Below are 19,534 nucleotides of genomic sequence, written 5' to 3'. Positions count from 1 at the left end.
GGGCACTTTGTCCGGGGTCTCGCGGTGCTTCTCATCTCTTGGTCGAAGTTTCGAATCCTGCCGGGGGCACTTTGTCCGGGGTCTCGCGGTGCTTCTCATCTCTTGGTCGCAGGTTCGAATCCTGCCGGGGGCACTTTGTCTGGGGTCTCGCGGTGCTTCGCAGAGGTTCTCCAGCCGTATCGGCCACCATGTTGCGATGACCCCATCCCCGCACGCCCGGCGTCCTGTTCCGCTTCCTGCTGGTCCCGGACAGGAGTCCGTCTGGGACTACCCAAGGCCCCCACGCATCGAGGCGAGCCCGGATCGGGTGGTAATCCGCCTCGGTGGTCAGGTCATCGCGGACACCACCGCCGCCCTGCGTGTGCTCGAGACGAGCCATCCGCCCGTCTACTACGTGCCGCAGGCATCCTTCCCGAGCGGTGTGCTCACCCCGGCCAGCGGGTCCAGCTGGTGCGAGTTCAAGGGCCACGCCGCGTACTTCGACGTGTCAGCGGGGGACGCCGTCGTCCGCCGGGGCGGGTGGCACTATCCGGCGCCCCGCGCGGGTTTCGAACAGCTCGCAGGCATGGTTGCCGTCTACCCCGGGCGGATGGAATCGTGCCGGCTCGGCGACGAGGTCGTCCGCGCCCAGGAGGGCAATTTCTACGGAGGATGGGTCACCTCGCGGGTCGTCGGACCGTTCAAGGGTGAGCCGGGCACTATGGGCTGGTGAAGCGGGGCACTCCGCCACAGACACACGCCTGTAACCGGACGGCGGTACGTTAGAAGGATGCGAGCGCTACAGGCACAGATCATTGCAGAGCTGAACGTCCAGCCCACCATCGACCCCGCAGCCGAAGTGACGAGGAGAGTCGACTTTCTGATCGACTACCTGCGGACCACGGGTGCCAAGGGGCTCGTCCTCGGCATCAGCGGGGGACAGGATTCGAGCCTCGCCGGTCGCCTCTGCCAGCTCGCGGTCGAGAAGATGGCGGCAGAAGGGACCTCGGTCACATTCATCGCCGTACGGTTGCCGTATGCCGTCCAGCACGACGAAGACGACGCCCAGCTGGCGCTGGGCTTCATCCGCCCGGCGCGTGTGATCACTTTCAACGTTCGGAGCGCCGTGGATGCCGTCGAGGACGAATACGAAGACGTCGCAGGCAAACCGCTCACCGACTTCCACAAGGGGAACGTCAAGGCTCGTGCCAGGATGATCGCGCAATACGCGATCGCAGGCGAAGAAGGATGCCTCGTCGTCGGCACCGACCACGCCGCTGAAGCCGTCACCGGTTTCTTCACGAAGTTCGGCGACGGAGGCGCGGATCTGTTGCCACTGACCGGCCTCACGAAGGGGCAGGGCAAGGAGATCCTCGTGCATCTGGGCGCCCCGAACCGGTTGCACGAGAAACCGCCGACGGCGGATCTGCTCGACCGCAAACCGGGCCAGACGGACGAAGCAGACCTGGGTCTGGAATACGAGGACATCGACGACTATCTCGAAGGCAAGACGGTTCCTGACGACATTGCAGCGTCCATCGAGGCACGTTTCCTGGCCACCCGGCACAAGCGCATGACCCCGGTCACCCCCGCCGACACCTGGTGGCGTTCCTGAGCCGGATGGACGTCAACGACAGAGGCGGTGCCGCAATTGCGCGGCACCGCCTCTGTCGTCCGGGAACCTGTCAGGCGGGTTTCTTCTCAGCCTCGGAATCGGCGGCCGCGCGTTTGACATCCATCGCGGCAACGTCGTCGATGAGTTTTTGGGTCGTGTTGTCGGCGCTCGAGAACGAGGCCGGTGTCACCAGCGGTTCGAGGGCATCCGTCGACGTGAACCGCTCCCGCTGTTCACGGGCGGCCCATGCATCCTGCTCGGCGACGAGTGTCTTCTCGGATGAGGTGACTTCGAACTTCCATCGCTCCAGGTCGCTTTCGAAGACACGACGCGTGCGTGACGGGCGGGCCTGCCATTCGAGGAGCCGGTCGCGGAACTCCGACCGAACAGCGGCGAGCTCGAAACCAAAGGTGGCGGAATCACGCTTCATCTCTGCCAGCTGGTGGGCAGCCCAGTTCGCGGCAACGGCCGATCCCTTGATCGGCAGCAGTCGAAGCTGAATGTCGGCCTGCGCGGCGGCACGGTCGGCGAGCAACTGTTCCTGCGGGCTCAGCGAGTTCCACGAGGCGGCCTCGGTCGACGCGTCGACGAGGGCTGCGATAGCGGATGCCTTGAGATCACGGTCACGCTGGTTGACCAGACGGCGCACAGCGGCCTTCGTGACCGCAGCGGCGAGGAGCGCCGAGACGAGTATCGCGACAGCCACGACCGCGGCCATGAAAAGCACCGGTCGGGTGTCGGGTGCGGTCAGCCAGGCTACAAATTCATTCCACCATTCCATGTGCCGAACGTTACCGGGCAACCGGCCAGCACCCCCGGAATTCAGACCGTGTCGCGAAATTGCCGCCCTGGTCGAAGCGTCAGCGGTCAGAGCGAGTGCAGGCAGTCCATCGCGTCGTCGATCCTCCAGAACTCACCCAGCGTATGGAACCGCGCCGACTGGGGAGCAAGGCGTTTTGCGACGAACACGGTGCCGTCTGCTGCGTCGCGGCGTTCGATGTGCCCGAGGATCCGGCCGTCTGCAACGGTCGCCCGCCACAGATCGTCCTTCACCCGCACGAGGTTGAGCCCGGTGCGTTGGCGAGCCACGTCGACCGGTATGTCGGCTGGCACGCAGAAGCGTTCGACGACCGTCGGATGGGTGATTGTCATGGTTCCTCCTTGCCTGCGGCCGGCCCCGGATTGATCTCGTGAACCCACGCTAATCAGCACCACCGACATCAGCCGTCCATCGGCACTGGTGGCGCACAACTCCGCCTTTTCGGGCGCGCGGCCGCCAAGCGGAACGGCTCCCGCCGAGACGACGCCGATGTCTCTCCGGTCCGCCGCCATTCGCCAGGAGTTATGCGCGACCCGGGCCGCTGATGCGGCCCGGGTGGCGACGGGTTAGTTCAGGCCGGTTCCGTCGACGGCGAAAGGCTCGATCCCGGCCAGCTCGGATTCGGTGAGCGGCGGCGCGTCGAGCGCGCCGACGTTCTGCTCCAGCTGCTGCACCGAGCTCGCTCCGATGAGCGCCGACGTGACCTGCGGGTGCCGCAGCACCCAGGTCAGGGCGAGCTGCGCGAGGGTTTGCCCTCGATCCCTGGCGATCCGGTCAAGCGCTCTGGCGCGCTCCAGATAGGTGTCGCTCAGACGCTCGGGAGGCAGGAAGTGACTCGTCGCCGCGCGGGACTCCGCCGGAACGTTGCCGTCGAGGTAGCGGTCCGTGAGCATGCCCTGGGCGAGCGGGGAGAACACGATCGACCCCGCCCCGACCTCGTCGAGCACGTCGAGGAGCCCGTTTTCGACATGGCGGTTGAACATCGAATAGCTGGGCTGATGGATGAGCAACGGAATCCGGTGCTCAGCCAACGCCGCGGCAGCCTTTCGAGTGTCGTCCGGGGAGTAGTTCGAGATCCCCGCGTACAGCGCCCGCCCCGAGGTCACCGCGGTGGCGAGAGCCCCCATCGTTTCCTCGATCGGCGTATCAGGGTCCGGGCGGTGGGAATAGAAGATATCGACATAGTCGAGACCGAGCCGCCCGAGGCTCCGGTCGAGCGAGGACAGCAGGGTCTTGCGGGAGCCCCACTCACCGTACGGCCCAGGCGCCATGTCGTAACCGGCTTTCGTCGACACGATGATCTCGTCGCGGTGAGCCGCGAGGTCGTCGGCGAGGATGCGGCCGAAGTTTCTCTCGGCTGAGCCCGGAGGAGGACCGTAGTTGTTCGCCAGGTCAAAGTGGGTGATGCCGAGGTCGAACGCCCGGCGGACGATGGCTCGCTGGGTCTCCAGCCCCCGCGCATCGCCGAAGTTGTGCCAGAACCCGAGACTCACGCGGGGCAGGAGAAGGCCACTTCTGCCCGTTCTGGCGTACCGCATCGTGTCATAGCGGTTCTCGGAGGCAACGTAGCTCATGGGCTAATGCTAGTGAGTGGCACGGCCGAGGTTGTCAACATCGATTCCTGGCGAAGACGCACCTCCACAACCGACGCCCGCGCGACAGCTGTCCACAGATCCGTCTTCGCTCAGTTCCCCCACTCTTCGTGGGAACACACTCGATCTGTGGTTCCCGGAGCTGGCGATCCGGCACGAGGGCCGGCCCGGGAGCCACGCCCACGCCGGAGGTTCCTGCGTGCATTCCCAGGACGGAGCATCTCATGACCGACACCATCACCCTGACCGGGCTCGTCGCCACTGTCCCCTACGTGGTAGATCAGGACGACAAGGTTCCCTTCGTCAGTTTCCGGTTGGCGTCCAGCCAGCGCTATTTCGACCGGCGCACCTCCCAGTGGGTCGCCGCCGACACGAACTGGTACACCGTGACCGCTTTCCGTGCCCTCGCGGTTCACGCGGCGGCATCCGTGCACAAGGGCGACCGAGTGCTCGTGACCGGGCGACTGAAAGTTCGGCGCTGGGAAGCGGGCGAGAAGAACGGCCTCTCGGTCGACGTCGAGGCCGACAGCATCGGGCACGATCTGGTCTGGGGCACGGCCCGGTTCGAGCGCGCGGCACAGCGAGACATATCGGCTGCGCCAGAAGCGCGGGCCGCGACGGTATTCCCGTCGACGGATGCCGGCGCGCCGGTTCCCGACGCGCCGGCGACTGCTGCGTCCGCGTCACAGGACGCGTGGGATGTCACCGTCCCCGGGCGGCAGGTCGACGACCTGGTCGGGGCGACCGCCGACGCGGCAGATCCACCGTTCTGACAGGGGATGGGCGGCCGCGCCTACGATGGGGTGGGCGCGGGACCTGCGCCATGACGAGGCGGAGGATTCAGGCATGCGCAGTCCCACCGGCACGTCCCTCCGCGTTCTTCCGATCGCACTGGCTCTCGTGCTCACCGGTTGCAGCACACCGGCGGGACCTGGACCGGCCGGACCGAGCCCGTCTGCATCCCCCCGGTCGTCGCCACCCGCCGCTACCTTCAACCCGAGCGCCCCCGCGGAGGAGGCGCTTGCGCTCTTCGACAGCGTCAACATCCTGACTCTGGCAACGGATGCCGACGCAGACGGTCGCTTATTCATCGACGGCCTGGCCGCGGCCGGTTTCGACAAGGCGACGATGGAGCTCACCGCAGACCGGACCACCATTGGCCACCCAGCCGATTCCATCCAGTTCTCGGTCCGCTGGGGCGAGAACTGCCTGATCGGCCAGAACGGTTCAGCGGTCGGTGGCTACCACTCGACGCTCGCGGCTGTGCTCGGGACCGGCAAGTGCCTCATCGGCAGCACGCGGCCGATAGACTGGTAGCAATATGGCTGAATACATTTACTCCATGGTGCGCGCCCGCAAAGCGGTCGGAGACAAGCTCATCCTCGACGACGTCACGATGTCGTTCTTCCCCGGTGCCAAGATCGGAGTCGTTGGCCCCAACGGCGCCGGAAAGTCCACCATCCTGAAGATCATGGCGGGGCTCGACACCCCGAGCAACGGTGAAGCCAAGCTGACCCCCGGCTACACCGTCGGCATCCTGATGCAGGAGCCGGAACTCGACGAGACGAAGACGGTCCTCGAGAACGTCCAGGAGGGCGTCGGCCCGATCAAGGCCAAGGTCGACCGGTTCAACGAGATCTCCGCCGCAATGGCAGAGCCCGACGCCGACTTCGACGCCCTGCTCGCCGAAATGGGTACGCTGCAGGAAGAGATCGACCACGCCGATGCGTGGGACCTCGACTCGCAGCTGGAGCAGGCCATGGACGCTCTTCGCACACCCCCGGGTGAGTTCGAAGTCTCCAATCTCTCCGGTGGTGAGAAGCGGCGCGTCGCTCTCTGCAAACTCCTGCTCCAGAAGCCGGACCTCCTGCTCCTCGATGAACCCACCAACCACCTCGACGCCGAAAGCGTGCTCTGGCTCGAGCAGCACCTCGCCAAGTACCCCGGCGCCGTCCTCGCTGTCACCCACGACCGGTACTTCCTCGACCACGTCGCCGAGTGGATCGCCGAAGTCGACCGCGGTCACCTGTACCCATACGAGGGCAACTACTCGACCTACCTCGAGAAGAAGCAGGAACGACTGCAGATTCAGGGCAAGAAGGACCAGAAGCTCTCCAAGCGTCTCGCCGAGGAACTCGACTGGGTGCGCTCAAACGCCAAGGGCCGTCAGGCCAAGTCGAAGGCACGTCTCGCGCGGTACGAGGAAATGGTCACCGAAGCAGAGCGCACTCGGAAGCTCGATTTCGAAGAGATTGTCATCCCCGTCGGCCCGCGCCTCGGCGCCCAGGTCATCGACGCCAAGAAGCTTCAGAAGGGCTTCGGCGAGCGCATCCTGATCAGCGAGCTCAGCTTCACGCTGCCCCGCAACGGCATCGTCGGCGTGATCGGCCCCAACGGTGTCGGCAAGACAACGCTGTTCAAGTCCATCGTCGGACTCGAGCCCCTCGACGGGGGCGAGCTGAAGATCGGTGACACCGTCGACATCTCGTACGTGGACCAGAGCCGTGGCGGCATCGACCCCAACAAAAACCTGTGGGAGGTCGTCTCGGACGGCCAGGACTACATCCAGGTCGGCAAGACCGAGATCCCCTCGCGTGCTTACGTCTCCCAGTTCGGTTTCAAGGGACCTGACCAGCAGAAGAAGGCAGGCGTTCTTTCCGGTGGAGAGCGAAACCGCCTCAACCTGGCCCTCACGCTCAAGCAGGGCGGGAACCTCCTCCTCCTCGACGAACCGACCAACGACCTCGACGTGGAAACCCTCGGAAGCCTCGAGAACGCGCTCCTCGAATTCCCCGGCTGTGCCGTGGTCATCACTCACGACCGGTGGTTCCTCGACCGCATTGCGACCCACATCCTCTCCTACGAGGGCACGGAGGAAGACCCGGGCAACTGGTACTGGTTCGAGGGCAACTTCGAGTCGTACGAGGAGAACAAGATCGAACGCCTCGGACCGGATGCCGCGAAGCCTCACCGCTCCGCGTACCGCAAGCTCACTCGAGACTGATGCGGGTCCACGTCCCGATCCATCTTCGATGGGGCGACCTCGACGCGTACAACCACGTCAACAACGTCGAGCTCATGCGCCTCCTCGAGGAGGCGCGTGTGCGCGTGTTCTGGCGTGACCCCAGCGAGGGTGGGGACGTCGATGGGGGCATGGCCCTGATCGAGGCGGAAGTCGGCTCGAACACCGTCACCCTCATCGCTCGGCACGAAGTGGAGTATGTGGCGCCGATTCCTTACCAGCGCCAGCCTTTGGATGTGCAGGTCTGGATCGGCAACCTCGGCGGGGCGAGCCTCGAGGTCGGTTACGAAGTGTACGGCCCCGTCGGAACGGACCAGCAGCTGTACGCCCGTGCATCGAGCACCATCGTGCTCGTCGACTCCGGAACATCGCGCCCACGCCGGATCACCGACGAGGAACGCACGGCGTGGACCAGGTATCTCGAGGACCCGGTCGCGTTCACCAAACGGCGCTAGCCGATTCCGCCGGCGGACAACGCCGGCGGAACCCGCACCATCCCCTCCTGGGCGACACTCGCGACAAGCCGGCCGTCGCGTGAATAGAACCGTCCCTGGGCGAGGCCGCGCCCACCGGACGCGCTCGGGGATTCCTGCACGTACAGCAGCCACTGGTCGACGCGCACCGGTCGGTGCCACCACATGGCGTGGTCGAGACTCGCCACCTTGAGATCGCGCGTCATCCAGGGGAGCCCGTGGCGGCGAAGAATCGATTCCAGCAGTGAATAGTCGCTTGCGTACGCGAGCGCTGCGCGGTGAAGACCGTCGTTGTCGGGGAGCTCGCCGATCGCTTTGATCCAGACGGCGTTCGCGGCCGTGTGCTCACCCTCCACCGACAGGTAGATCGGTGAGGGTACGTGGCGGATGTCGAACGGCCGGTCGTCAGCCCAGGCCTGCGCCACCGGGTGGTCGATGTGGCTGAGGTGCTCGGCCGAGGTCGGCAGGCTCTCCGGCTCCGGGTAGCCTTCCGGCATCGGAGCATGGTGGTCGAGACCCTCGTCGATGTCCTGGAACGATGCGATCATCGACAGGATGGGGAGCCCGTTCTGGTATGCCTGCGTCCTCCGGGTGGAGAAAGAGCGGCCGTCGTGGATGCGGTCGACGCTGAAGGTGATTGGCTGGTTCACGTCGCCTGGGCGCAGGAAGTAACCGTGCATCGAGTGGATGACGCGATCCTCCTCCGTTGTCCTCGACGCCGCCATAACCGCCTGGGCCAGGACCTGGCCTCCGTACACCCGGCCACCTGGCATCCACTGCGATTCTCCGGTGAAAATGTCTTCACTGGTCCTCGCGCCTGTGTCTGTCAGGTCGAGCGCGCGCAGGAGGGAGTCGAGGGGGTCGGTCATGGTTCTCCGATCGATGGCGAGGTGCGGTCGGGCGACACGGCCCTGTTAGGTAGTTTAGACAGCAGATGACGAACACATTTCAGCTTCAGGACGCCCACGCCGCCGCCGACCTTCGGACCTACCTGGCCCGGGTGCGGATTGTCGACGACACCGCTGTGCGGCTGATCGCCGGAGGGGGAGTGCTCGCCGTCTACTCCGCTGTGCTGTACCCACGCGGGCTGCTGGACTCGAGCCCGACGATCCTCGGCCTGCGGACCTTCGCGGAGATCTCCGGAGCCGGATTCGACCGGGTTGTTCCTCCCGCAGCGATCTCCGACCGGCTGGCCGCGCTCGAAACATCCGACGGCACCGGGGCCGTGTCGCTGCCGGACAGCGACGTTCGCACCAGCTGGTCCGGGATCGCGCCGCCGCGCGGCGGGTGGGAGCGGATCGGCTCTGTCAGTTCTGTGGCACTCGAACTCACGGCGCGTGACGGTGCCGGAGAGGTGGCACGTGCGGTGCCAGAGAACACCGGTGATCTCCTGGTGCAGCGTGTCCGCTCGGAGGTCTGGTCCCGTTCCCTCGATGGGCACCCGACCGTGCCGACTGGTGTCGCGTTCGCCGCCGGGAGCCTCGGTTTCCTGGTCGGTGAGGAGGAGGTCCCTCTGTACAGCTCGGGTCAGTGGATCCGGGCAAGTCCGGTGCGCGGGCACGTGCTGGTCCGCACCGGTCGCGCCGGCTGAACCCGGCTAAGCGTCGACGGCCGCTTTCGACGGCACGGGTTCGTCGTGAAGGTAGCTGCGGCCAAAGACGCCGGTACTGCGGTCAGAGCGCGCAGCTCGATCGCGTAACGCAAGAGTTCGGCATCCGGGATTTCCGCAGTGATTTCTGTGCGGTCGCCGCCCGCCGACGACGTCCCGGTGATGTGTCCCCGACGGGAGGAGAGGTCAGTCATCACTGCGCCGACATAGATGTGACTGCGCCACCCGGCGGGCGCCATCCGCCCAGAACTTCACCCCCGCCCCTGGAACATGGCGAGGGAACTGCGGACGAGTTCGCCTGCCACCTCCTGCTGCGGCGCCGTCGCCTCGGCCCACTCCACCACCGGCTGAGTCGCGTACAGTTTGACGCCGAACGACTCGAGCTGCCGCGAGGCCTCGAACAGCAGTGCTGTGCCCTGCTCCGCGTCACTGGATGCCACATCCGCGACCCCATCCGGGCGAAGCGTGAACGTCTCACAGATAGGGCTGTTCTGCGCACGCGAACGGCGATAGGCGCCCTGCTTCCAGACGCGGTCTGGCCGTGCGCTCGTCGCCCCGGCAATCCCGGCGAGAAGAGGTCGCAGACTCAACACCGGCGGGTAGACGTCGAAGCTGCGCCGACCTGAACTGCGAAGACGGCTCGTGCCGCGCCCGCGAACGAAGCAGCCGACGGTCGACCCGCATTCCGTCACGGTACGTGCGCTGCACGTCCGCGGAGCTGGCACGAATCCGGCTACCCTGCCCACGTTCTGCTGCGACCGGCGCGGTGAGGGGGCTGGGGCTGGCTCGCGTCCGCACCGGGCCAGGGTCGCAGACGACGACGCGCAAGAGGCCTGTTCAGCGGCCGGGCCGAGATCCCCAGAGAAATGGTGGAGCAGCCCCATCCAGACTCTCTGAGGGAGGTCTCGTCGAGGCCCAACGCCATGAGCTCCTGCATCTGCTCCTCTGCCAGGGAGGTTGCGACGGCAAGGTCACCGGCGCGCACGGAGGACACGTCCAGCCCTTTCTGCAAATCGGCACGGGCAACGCCCGGCTTCGGTAGGGGGCCATGCATGGTGCACTGATCGCACCGCGACGCTATCGCGTCGGCCGGGCTACTCGTCGACGGTGTTGACCATCGCCTGAGCGGCACGCTCGAGGTAATCCCAGAGTGTCGCCTCGTGGAGGGGTGAGAGCCCGAGGGTGTCAACCGCGGCACGCATGTGGAGCAGCCAGCGGTCCCGGGCATCGGGGTTGACCTTGAACGGCATGTGCCGCATCCGCAGCCGGGGGTGTCCGCGCTGCTCGCTGTACGTCCCGGGTCCGCCCCAGTATTGCTCAAGGAACATGGTGAGCCGTTCAGCGGCAGGACCGAGATCCTCCTCCGGGTACATCGGCTTCAGTACCGGGTCGTCGGCGACGCCCTTGTAGAACTCGACGCAGAGCTTTTCGAACGTCGGGCGGCCGCCGACCTCCGCGTAGAAATTGCTCGAGAGGAGGTTGCTCATGGTTTCTGTGCCGGCTTTCTCGGTGGTTTCCGCGCCGCGTGCGGGGCCTCGTTGACGACTGTGAGCGGCTTCGTCCGTGGCGGGCGGGCGCCGGTGACCGATGCTGCACCGTCAAAGCCCTCGAGGACGACGCTCTTGAGCGTCGGCAACTGGATGCCCATCGCGTCGGTGCCAGCCTTCAGGCGGGCCCGGAGCTCGCGGGCGACGTCGTCCTTCGCCGGCGGGCGGGTCTTCACGACGAGACGGATGACGAGGGCCTCTTCTGAGATCGACTCGATGCCCCACAGTTCCGGGCGTTCCAGGATTCTGCTGCGCCACTTCGGATCCTGAGCGAGGGCGGACGCCGCCTCCATCATCCGATCCTGTACCGCTTCGACGTCTGCGTCGTACGGGATGGCGAGGTCGATGATCACCCGGGCCCAGCCCTGTGACATGTTGCCGACGCGGAGGATCTCGCCGTTGCGGACGAACCAGAGCGTTCCATTGACGTCGCGTACCTGGGTGATCCGGATGCCGACCCGCTCGACAACACCGGTCGCCGGACCGAGGTCGACGACGTCGCCGACGCCGAGCTGGTCCTCCATCACCATGAACAGGCCGTTGAGCACGTCCTTGACGATGTTCTGGGCGCCGAAACCGAGACCGGCACCGAGGGCGGCGGTGAGCAGCGCAAGCGAGCCGATGATTCGGTCGTCGATCTCGGTGACGATCAGCACGATCGTCACGATGACCACTGTGACGTTCACGATGTTGCCGAGCACTGTGCCGAGGGTGCGGGTACGCTGCACGAGCCGGACGGCTGCGAGCGGAGACACGTTGAGCGCCTGGGTGTCTTCGGCGCCCTGGTTCTTCTTCACTCCGGAGACGATTTGATGCACGACACGACGGATCACGAAGTGAAGCAGCCACGCCGCGACGAATGCGCCGACGATGATCAGCGCGATGGAAACGAGCGTTCCGAGGGGGCTTTCGAAGAAGGTGCCGACGCTCGCCCAGAAGTCAGTCATATTCATTGGCTCAATTCTACCGAAGCGTTCTGGACGGATGCTGCAGGTGGCAGAACGACGCGAGTTGCCGGGTTCACAGAGCTGCAGAGAACTGCGAACCCCCGGCAAACCCGGCAACTCAGGGGTTACGCCCGTGCGTCGCGTTCCTGTGCCTTGAGCGCACGCTCCACGCCGGCGAGGTTCTCGACGACGATACGGCGGAGGGCGGGTGGCTCTGGGTTCGCGTCGAGCCAGGCAACGGTCGCCTGGCGGAGCTCCTCGTTTGCCAACGGTGCCGGGTACAGGCCCATCACCAGGTATTCGGCGATCTTGTAGCTTCGTGACTCCCAGATCCGCTGCAGCATCCCGAAGTAGTCCGGAATGAACGTCGCGAGCACCTCTTTGTCCCGGGCGCGCTGGAATCCGATGCCGGTCCACTGCACGATCGCGTTCGGCGCCGTGTCGGTGTCGACGACGGATGCCCACGCGGTGCGTTTCGCTTCCAACGCCGGAATCGCGGCACGGGCAAGCGCCGCTGCCTTGGCGCCGTTGGCCGTGTTGTCATCGGCGAGCGCCGCGTCGACCTCGTCGTTCCCGGCGACGCCACCGGCGGTGAGCGCCGTGAGGAGCTCCCAGTCGAGGTCGGTGTCGACGGTCAGGCCATCGAGCGTCAGCTCTCCGGCGCGCAGCCCCCGGAGGATGTCGAAGTGCACATCGGTGGACGCGACCCCGGCGAAGAACTTCACGAACTGGAACTGGGCGTCCGAACCGGGCTCGGCTGCTTCGGCCAGCTGCCACAGGGTGTCGCCGACTTCGACGAGGACGTCCTCGCGCACCTCGGGAGCGACGTACTGCGTCGCGGCGAGCACGAGCTGGGTGAGGGTCGTGCGGATGGTGGTCGATTCGCTCTCGCTTGCGATGTTGCCGAGCACCAGGCGCACGTACTCCCGCGCCGGTGTCTCAGCGTCGCGGGTGGCATCCCAGGCTGCCGCCCAGACGAGCGACCGCGCGAGCGGGTCCTCGATCGTCGCAAGGGACTCTGTGGCGACCGCGAGTGACGCGTCGTCGAGGCGGATCTTGGCGTAGGCGAGGTCGTCGTCGTTGAGCAGCACCAGGTCGGGGCGCTTCCGGCCGACCAGCTCAGGAACATCCGTCCGCTCGCCGTCGACGTCGAGCTCGAGCCGGTGCTCCCGGAGAAGCTTTCCGTCGACGGTGTTGTAGAACCCGATCGCGAGGCGGTGCGGTCGGATCGTCGGATACGCGGCCACGGCGCTCTGCAACACCGTGAAAGCGGTGATCACGCCGTTCTCGTCGACGCTGATCTCGGGGCGGAGCGTGTTGACGCCGGCGGTCTCGAGCCAGAGCTTGCCCCAGTCGCTGAGGTCACGTCCGGAGGCCGTCTCCAGCTCGGTGAGCAGGTCCACCAGCTCGGTGTTGCCCCACTCGTGCTTCGTGAAGTAGGCGGAGACACCAGCGTAGAAGGCGTCAATACCTACCCAGGCGACGAGCTGCTTGAGCACAGACCCGCCCTTGGCGTATGTGATGCCGTCGAAGTTGACCTGCACGTCTTCGAGGTCATTGATCGTCGCGACGATCGGGTGGGTGGACGGAAGCTGGTCCTGCCGATAGGCCCAGCTCTTCTCCATGGCGTTGAAGGTCGTCCAGGCGCCGGTCCACTCGGTGGCTTCGGCGACGGCGATCGTCGATGCCCACTCCGCGAAGGACTCGTTGAGCCAGAGGTCGTTCCACCACTTCATGGTGACGAGGTCGCCGAACCACATGTGGGCGAGTTCGTGCAGGATCGTGACGACGCGACGTTCCTTGACGGCATCCGTCACCTTGGAGCGGAAGATGTACGCCTCGGTGAAGGTCACAGCGCCCGCGTGCTCCATCGCCCCGGCGTTGTACTCGGGCACGAAGAGCTGGTCGTATTTCTCGAAGGGGTACGGGTAGTCGAACTTCGACTCGAAGTATGTGAAGCCCTGACGGGTCTTCTCGAAGATGTAGTCGGCGTCGAGGTACTCCGACAGGCTCTTGCGGCAGAACACTCCGAGCGGGATGGTGCGGCCGTCGCTGGAAGTGAGTTCGCTGCGAACCACAGCGTACGGGCCGGCGATGATGCAGGTGATGTAGCTCGACATCACCTGGGTGGGTTCGAACGTCCACGTCTTGCTCTCTGCACCAGCATCGACCGGTTCGGGGGTGGGCGCGTTGGAGATGACGTCCCAGTGCGCTGGGGCGGTCACCGTGAACTGGAACGTCGCCTTGAGGTCCGGCTGCTCGAACACGGCATACATGCGGCGAGAGTCGGGCACCTCGAATTGGCTGTAGAGGTACACCTCATCGTCGACGGGGTCGACGAAGCGGTGCAGGCCTTCACCGGTGTTCATGTAGATCATGTCGGCGTCGACGACGAGTTCGTTCTCGGCCTGTAGGTTGTCCAGGGTGATCCGGGTGCCATCACTCACGACGGCGGGGTCCAGGCTCGCGCCGTTGAGGGTCACCGAGTGCACCGTGCGCGTGATGGCGTCGATGAAGGTCGAGGCTCCTGGAGTGGCCGTGAATCGCACCGTTGTGGTCGAGCGGAAGGTCTCCGGCCCGGTGGTGAGGTCGAGCGCGATCTGGTAGCTCGAGGTGGAAACGAGCGATGCCCGCTCCTGTGCTTCGGCGCGGGTGAGGTTTTCTCCAGGCAACGCTGAACTCCTTTGTGCGTGATGGGACGGGAACGAATCGATCGGATCGTGTCCGACTTGCAAGCGTAGTCGCTCGCTTCGGAGCGTCGTCGGATCCGTGCACCGGTGCCTGGGACGTCTCCGAATTCAGCAACCACGTCCAAATTCAGCAGAACTGGGACGACACGCCGTATGAGAGCGCTCTCGCGCGGCGTGTCGAGCAAAAACTGCTGAATTTGAGGGGACGGCCGGGGGAATGATTGTGCCCGGTTCCGTGGTTGGCTGGAAGCATGAGCACCGAAATGACCGCCACAGCCCCCACCGCCGTCGACTTCTGGTTCGATCCTTCCTGCCCCTGGGCGTGGATGACCTCCCGATGGGTCGACGAAGTGGCTCGGCTGCGGAACCTCGAGGTCACCTGGCATGTGATGAGTCTCGCGGTGCTCAACGAAAACCAGGATGTCTCCGAGGACTACCGCGCGTTCTTGCCCCGGGCGCTTCGCTACACCCGCCTCGTCGCCGCTGCCCAGCAGGAATTCGGCCAAGCGATCGTCAAGCCGCTCTATGACGCTCTCGGCATGCAGATCCACCCCGGTGGGTCGACCGACCCGGACACGGTGATCTCGCAGGCGCTCGCCGAAGTGGGTCTGCCACCGGAATTCGCCGACCACTCAGAGACGGACGCCTACGACGCCCCCATGCGTGCGAGCCACTTCGACGGAATCGGCCGCGTCGGACAGGACGTCGGAACCCCAGTCATCGCCGTGAACGGTATCGCCTTCTTCGGACCGGTCATCTCCCCGGCTCCGATCGGTGAGGAAGCGGCCAGGCTGTGGGACGGCGTCGTCGCCGTCGCCGCGTACCCGGGCTTCTTCGAGATCAAGCGCAGCCGCACGGTCGGCCCGATCTTCAACTGAGTGGCGGGCGCCGACGCTGCACGGAAACGGCAGAATGGAGGCATGCGCATCCATATCGCCACCGATCACGCCGGACTCGACTTCAGCCAGCACCTGCAACAGCACCTCCGCGACAACGGGCATGAGGTCTTCGACCACGGCCCTGCCGAGTACGACGCCCTCGACGACTACCCGGCGTTCTGCATCAACGCAGCGCTGGCCGTCGTTCGGGACCAGTCGGCCGGAGCAGAAGCACTAGGCGTCGTTTTCGGCGGTTCAGGCAACGGTGAACAGATCGCCGCGAACAAGGTGCGCGGCATCCGGGCGGCCCTCGTCTGGAATCTCAGCACAGCGAAACTGGCGCGAGAGCACAACGATGCCAACGTCATCTCGATCGGCGCCAGGCAGCATTCCGTCGACGAGGTGATCTCCTTCATCGACGCGTTCATCGCTGAACCGTTCACCGGCGAGGAACGCCACGTGCGCCGCATCGCCCAGCTGGCGGAGTTCGAGAAGACAGGCACGATCTCCGGCAAGGGCGTCGACGTCCTCCCCGAACGAGGCTGACATGCCAGAGGGGCATTCCGTCCACCGAATCGCGCGCCAGTTCCGGCAGAACTTCGCGGGTCACCGCGTGCGTGTCTCGTCACCGCAGGGCCGTTTCGTGGAGGGAGCGGCGCTGCTCGACGGGCGCACGGTCACCGATGTGAAGGCCGTCGGCAAACAGATGTTCATCGACTTCGACGACAGCGTCTGGCTTCGCGTGCACCTCGGGATGTACGGGGCATGGGATTTCGCCGGTGAGATCACCCAGGATGCGACAATCGCCTCCGCGAACGGCCGGATGGGCCACACGAACCAGAGGGGAACCGACCTTGCCGCGGCGATCCTCGACGACGCCGGAGAGAACTCGTTGAGTTCGATCGGCGCACCACGCAAGACCCGGGTGCGAATGTCTGAACAGACCAAGAGCCTCGCCGACTCGGAATGGGACACTTTTCCGCCTGAACCGGTCGGTGCTGTGCGCGTCCGGCTCCTCGCCGAGCACGCCGTCGCCGACCTGCGCGGACCGACCGCGTGCGAGATCATCGATGACGCCCGAGTCGGCGAGGTGATCGCGAAACTGGGACCTGATCCGTTACTGGATGACAGCGATGAGGCTGAGGACCGGTTCACAGGCGTTGTGCGCAGAAAGCCGACGCCGATCGGCTTGCTCCTCATGGATCAGTCCGTCGTCTCCGGGATCGGGAATGTCTACCGGGCGGAACTGCTGTTCCGGGCGGGCGTCAACCCGCACACCCCCGGCAAACTCGTGCCGGAAGAGACGGTGCGGCAGATCTGGCGGGACTGGTCCCGGCTGCTTCGAATCGGCGTGGAGACCGGCCAGATGATGACCATGGACAACCTCACCGGCGAGGACTACCGCAAAGCCATGGCGCACCGCGACGACCGGCACTGGGTCTACAAGCGGGAGGGATTGCCCTGCCGGGTGTGCGGAACCCATATTCTGCTCGAAGAGATGGGCGCCAGGAAGCTGTACTGGTGCCCGGTCTGCCAGAGATGAATCCACGAGAGCGAGAAGGACCCGATGAGACAGAACCCCAGCTTCGTTCTCGGTGACATCCCCGAACTGCGCCGCCTGATCGAACGAAACCCGTGGGTGACGCTCGTGAGCGACACGGCCGATGGCCTCGTCGCATCCCACTACGCCGTGGTGCTGGACCCGGACAGGGAGGACCTCACCATCCTCGGCCACGTCGGCCGTCCGGACGAAGCGATCCACGAACTCGGCTCACACGAACTGCTCGTGATCGTGCAGGGCCCGCAGGGATACATCTCCCCGAGCTGGTACGACGCCAACCCGGCGGTGCCCACCTGGAACTTCGTCGTCGCCCACCTGCGCGGCATCCCCGAGGTCCTCAGCGACGAGGAGAACTACCGGGTCCTCGGGAACCTCGTCGAACACTTCGAGAAGCGGATGCCTGAACCCCGCCTCATGGAGGGAACTCCGGCGAACGCGGAGTACGCGCGCCAGATCAGCAGCGGAACCGTCGGCTTCCGGCTGACCCCGACGCGGGTCACCGCGAAGCGCAAACTCAGCCAGAATCGCCCGGCCGAGACGGTAGAGCGGATCATCGACCAGCTCGAGAATGGCACCGAATACCCCAACCAGGCCCTGGCCGACGAGATGCGGCGGGCTCGCCGGTGAGCGAGTTCCGGCTGCGCGCCGCCCAGCCGGGTTCAGGCATCCGTCGCACGTTCACCGAGGTGCGCATTGCCGGGGGAGACCCTCGACCCGTCGACGTCGTGCTTGAGGACGGGCATGTCGTCGAGGTGCGTCCGGCCGGGACACGCCCCGCCGAAGGGGAGGTGACGAATGCTGACGGCCGGTGGATGCTGCCGGGGCTGTGGGATTCGCACGTGCACTTCACCCAGTGGGCGCAGACCACCCGGCGGTTCGATCTGGCACGCACGACAACAGCCGCCGAGGTACTCGCCGCCGTCGACTCGCGCACGACGCCCGGCCCGCCGGCCGCGGATGAACCAGCGGTCGGCTTCGGGTTCCGGGACGCGCTTTGGCCTGACGCGGCGGACCTCGCCGCGTTCGACCGGGTATCACACGGCCGAGCCGTTGTCCTCATCGCCGCTGACCTGCACTGTGTCTGGCTGAACAGCGCAGCGCTCCGGCGGTATGGCCACCCCGATTCCGCCACGGGGATCCTCCGTGAAGAGGATGCGTTCGCGGTGCACCGCAGCCTCGAGACGGCTCCAGACAGCGTTGTCGACGGCTGGGTCAGGGATGCCGCGGATGCCGCAGCCGCCCGGGGCGTGGTCGGTATCGTCGACTTCGAAATGGCGTGGAATCGAGACTCATGGTCGAGGCGCATCGCCGCCGGCGCGATCGCTCTGCGCGCGCGTTTCGGCATCTACCCGCAGCATCTCGACCGTGCAATCGCCGAACGGCTCCGAACCGGTCAGGTCCTGCCGCACACCCACGGGCTGCTCGAGGTCGGTCCGCTCAAGGTGATCACCGACGGCTCCCTCAACACCCGGACCGCGTACTGTGTCGACCCTTACTCGGGTCTGGCCGGAACCGAGCACCCGAACGGCGTACTCAATGTGTCCCCTGGCGAACTGGTTCCCCTGATGTCGCGCGCCCGCGCCGCCGGTCTGGAGTCCGCCATTCACGCGATCGGGGACGCGGCCAACACCCACGTCCTCGACGCGTTCGCCACGACGGGCTCCCGCGGCTCCGTCGAGCACGCTCAACTGCTCTCGGTCGATGACATCCCCCGGTTCGCGGCACTCGGGGTGACCGCGAGCGTGCAGCCCGAACATGCCATGGACGATCGAGACGTCGCCGACCGGTACTGGGCAGGCAGGACCGATCGTGCGTTCAGCCTGCGCAGCATCCTCGACGCCGGCGGGACGCTCGCCCTGGGGTCGGATGCTCCCGTCGCCCCACTGGATCCGTGGCTCGCCATGTCGGCGGCCGTGGGCAGGGCGCGTGACGGACGCGCCCCCTGGCATCCTGAGCAGTCGATCACCGTCGCCGAGGCGATCGCCGCGTCCACACGCACGGGGAGCGGAACGGTGCACGCCGGCCAGGTCGCTGACCTCGTTCTCGTCGACCGGGACCCGTACACCGCGACTGTGGGCGAGCTGAGACGGATGCCGGTGGCCGCGACGGTTCTCAACGGCCGGGACACGTTCAGCGCACTGTGACCCGGCTTCGGGCGACGCGAAACGAGGGCCGCCCCAGATGGGGCGGCCCTCCTTATATCGAGTGAGTGCTACTTGGAAACGTGGGCGACGAGGAACCAGCGGTCCTTCTCGAGGCCACGGGCGATTTCGATGGCGACGTCCTGGCTGGTCAGGTCGATCGAGTCCAGCTCGTCGACAGCGGTTTTGATCGAGGTGAGGGCCGCGTCGATCTGTGCGACGAACTCGGCGATCGTGGTAGCCGACTGCTGGAACCCTGCCGTCAGCTCGCCGGTCGTCGTCTTCGCGGCGACGGTAGCCAGCCGGGCGTCGACGGGAAGGCCGAGGGCGACGATGCGTTCTGCGGCGCTGTCAGCCCAGTCCTGGGCGTGCTCGACGATGGTGTCGAGGAGTTCGTGGACTCCGACGAAGTTCGCTCCGCGGACGTGCCAGTGGGCCTGCTTGCCGTTCACGACGAGAGCGGTCAGGTCGATGACGACCGGGCTCAGGAACTGGGCGACTCCCGCTGCGACGTCGGGGCTGACGGAGGTGGATGAAACGGTGGTGAGATCTGTCATGAGTGTTGCCCTTCGCTTTGCGCGTGATGCGCTGTTGGCAACAACGCTACTCAGCCACACACAATCCGCAAGGAAGCGAAGGCTCGTCTAACCTCGCGAGTCG

The 19,534-nt window shown here is 66.0% G+C and carries 21 protein-coding genes and 1 pseudogene; 12 read left to right on the top strand and 10 right to left on the bottom strand.

All coding sequences use genetic code 11. The annotated features are described in order from the left end of the window. Positions 1-307 precede the first annotated feature (307 nt). Both JWP90_RS00110 and nadE read left to right on the top strand, forming a co-directional pair. The gene (locus JWP90_RS00110; RefSeq protein WP_367182654.1) at positions 308-712 is read left to right on the top strand and encodes a DUF427 domain-containing protein; all 405 of its coding nucleotides are present in this window, start codon (positions 308-310) and stop codon (positions 710-712) included. 57 nt (positions 713-769) lie between these two features. Beyond that, complete coding sequence (gene nadE / locus JWP90_RS00105; RefSeq protein WP_297358322.1) at positions 770-1,594, top strand: ammonia-dependent NAD(+) synthetase; 825 nt, start codon at positions 770-772, stop codon at positions 1,592-1,594. A gap of 70 nt (positions 1,595-1,664) precedes the next feature. On the opposite strand, the gene JWP90_RS00100 is transcribed toward nadE, so the two are convergent. The 3 genes from JWP90_RS00100 to JWP90_RS00090 all read right to left on the bottom strand — a co-directional run bounded on the left by JWP90_RS00100 (position 1,665) and on the right by JWP90_RS00090 (position 3,988). Beyond that, on the bottom strand, positions 1,665-2,375 hold the full coding sequence (locus JWP90_RS00100) for a hypothetical protein (RefSeq protein ID WP_297358320.1): 711 nt from the start codon (positions 2,373-2,375) through the stop codon (positions 1,665-1,667). Between the two features lie 86 nt (positions 2,376-2,461). Beyond that, a complete protein-coding gene (locus JWP90_RS00095) occupies positions 2,462-2,746 on the bottom strand; it encodes a hypothetical protein (protein WP_297358318.1) in 285 nt (94 codons plus the stop codon). A gap of 234 nt (positions 2,747-2,980) precedes the next feature. Further along, the gene (locus JWP90_RS00090; protein WP_297358316.1) at positions 2,981-3,988 is read right to left on the bottom strand and encodes an aldo/keto reductase; all 1,008 of its coding nucleotides are present in this window, start codon (positions 3,986-3,988) and stop codon (positions 2,981-2,983) included. A 242-nt stretch (positions 3,989-4,230) separates the two neighbouring features. Here JWP90_RS00090 and JWP90_RS00085 point away from each other — a divergent pair, with 242 nt between their 5' ends. The 4 genes from JWP90_RS00085 to JWP90_RS00070 all read left to right on the top strand — a co-directional run bounded on the left by JWP90_RS00085 (position 4,231) and on the right by JWP90_RS00070 (position 7,483). Next, positions 4,231-4,779, top strand: a complete 549-nt coding sequence (locus JWP90_RS00085) for a single-stranded DNA-binding protein (protein WP_297358314.1) — start codon at positions 4,231-4,233, stop codon at positions 4,777-4,779. Positions 4,780-4,852: 73 nt separating this feature from the next. After that, positions 4,853-5,323 carry a hypothetical protein gene (locus JWP90_RS00080; protein ID WP_297358313.1) on the top strand — a complete coding sequence of 157 codons (471 nt, stop codon included), beginning with the start codon at positions 4,853-4,855 and terminating at the stop codon, positions 5,321-5,323. 4 nt (positions 5,324-5,327) lie between these two features. Then, positions 5,328-7,010, top strand: a complete 1,683-nt coding sequence (gene ettA / locus JWP90_RS00075; protein WP_297358311.1) for an energy-dependent translational throttle protein EttA — start codon at positions 5,328-5,330, stop codon at positions 7,008-7,010. Beyond that, positions 7,010-7,483 carry a thioesterase family protein gene (locus JWP90_RS00070; protein ID WP_297358309.1) on the top strand — a complete coding sequence of 158 codons (474 nt, stop codon included), beginning with the start codon at positions 7,010-7,012 and terminating at the stop codon, positions 7,481-7,483. The genes ettA and JWP90_RS00070 overlap by 1 nt, the downstream gene beginning before the upstream one ends. Here the strand turns inward: JWP90_RS00070 and JWP90_RS00065 are convergent. Next, positions 7,480-8,370 (bottom strand): acyl-CoA thioesterase II, encoded by an 891-nt coding sequence (locus tag JWP90_RS00065; protein ID WP_297358307.1) that lies wholly within the window; start codon positions 8,368-8,370, stop codon positions 7,480-7,482. The genes JWP90_RS00070 and JWP90_RS00065 overlap by 4 nt on opposite strands. Before the next feature lie 65 nt (positions 8,371-8,435). Between JWP90_RS00065 and JWP90_RS00060 the strand changes: the two genes are divergently transcribed. Further along, the gene (locus tag JWP90_RS00060; protein ID WP_297358304.1) at positions 8,436-9,092 is read left to right on the top strand and encodes a hypothetical protein; all 657 of its coding nucleotides are present in this window, start codon (positions 8,436-8,438) and stop codon (positions 9,090-9,092) included. Positions 9,093-9,098: 6 nt separating this feature from the next. On the opposite strand, the pseudogene JWP90_RS00055 reads toward JWP90_RS00060, so the two are convergent. From JWP90_RS00055 to pepN, 5 genes and pseudogenes are all read right to left on the bottom strand, one after another. Further along, positions 9,099-9,319: pseudogene (locus JWP90_RS00055) on the bottom strand (elongation factor G-like protein EF-G2); the annotation flags it as partial. A 42-nt stretch (positions 9,320-9,361) separates the two neighbouring features. Continuing rightward, positions 9,362-9,700: a hypothetical protein gene (locus JWP90_RS00050; RefSeq protein WP_297358302.1), complete on the bottom strand. Its 339-nt coding sequence runs from the start codon at positions 9,698-9,700 to the stop codon at positions 9,362-9,364. Positions 9,701-10,204: 504 nt separating this feature from the next. Further along, entirely contained in the window at positions 10,205-10,597 is a 393-nt protein-coding gene (locus JWP90_RS00045; protein ID WP_297358300.1) for a globin, read from the bottom strand. Next, complete coding sequence (locus tag JWP90_RS00040; protein WP_297358299.1) at positions 10,594-11,610, bottom strand: mechanosensitive ion channel domain-containing protein; 1,017 nt, start codon at positions 11,608-11,610, stop codon at positions 10,594-10,596. The genes JWP90_RS00045 and JWP90_RS00040 overlap by 4 nt, the downstream gene beginning before the upstream one ends. 119 nt (positions 11,611-11,729) lie before the next feature. Continuing rightward, a complete protein-coding gene (gene pepN, locus JWP90_RS00035; RefSeq protein WP_297358297.1) occupies positions 11,730-14,276 on the bottom strand; it encodes an aminopeptidase N in 2,547 nt (848 codons plus the stop codon). A 269-nt stretch (positions 14,277-14,545) separates the two neighbouring features. Between pepN and JWP90_RS00030 the strand changes: the two genes are divergently transcribed. Genes JWP90_RS00030 through JWP90_RS00010 form a run of 5 tightly spaced genes read left to right on the top strand, consistent with a single transcriptional unit; the run spans position 14,546 to position 18,877 of the window. Continuing rightward, the gene (locus JWP90_RS00030) at positions 14,546-15,172 is read left to right on the top strand and encodes a DsbA family protein (protein ID WP_297358295.1); all 627 of its coding nucleotides are present in this window, start codon (positions 14,546-14,548) and stop codon (positions 15,170-15,172) included. 42 nt (positions 15,173-15,214) lie between these two features. After that, complete coding sequence (locus JWP90_RS00025) at positions 15,215-15,718, top strand: ribose-5-phosphate isomerase (RefSeq protein ID WP_297358294.1); 504 nt, start codon at positions 15,215-15,217, stop codon at positions 15,716-15,718. Between the two features lies 1 nt (position 15,719). Then, positions 15,720-16,715, top strand: coding sequence for a DNA-formamidopyrimidine glycosylase family protein (locus JWP90_RS00020; RefSeq protein ID WP_297358292.1), 996 nt, complete (start codon positions 15,720-15,722; stop codon positions 16,713-16,715). A 24-nt stretch (positions 16,716-16,739) separates the two neighbouring features. Then, entirely contained in the window at positions 16,740-17,360 is a 621-nt protein-coding gene (locus tag JWP90_RS00015) for an FMN-binding negative transcriptional regulator (protein WP_297358290.1), read from the top strand. After that, entirely contained in the window at positions 17,357-18,877 is a 1,521-nt protein-coding gene (locus JWP90_RS00010) for an amidohydrolase (protein WP_297358288.1), read from the top strand. The genes JWP90_RS00015 and JWP90_RS00010 overlap by 4 nt, the downstream gene beginning before the upstream one ends. 68 nt (positions 18,878-18,945) lie before the next feature. Here the strand turns inward: JWP90_RS00010 and JWP90_RS00005 are convergent, their stop codons facing one another. After that, on the bottom strand, positions 18,946-19,431 hold the full coding sequence (locus JWP90_RS00005; protein ID WP_297358286.1) for a DNA starvation/stationary phase protection protein: 486 nt from the start codon (positions 19,429-19,431) through the stop codon (positions 18,946-18,948). Positions 19,432-19,534: the final 103 nt, after the last annotated feature.

This window comes from Mycetocola sp. (assembly GCF_025464835.1).
Lineage (GTDB): Bacteria > Actinomycetota > Actinomycetes > Actinomycetales > Microbacteriaceae > Mycetocola_A.
Note: the sequence above shows the minus strand (reverse complement) of the source record. Positions and strands in the feature narration are given on the sequence as shown.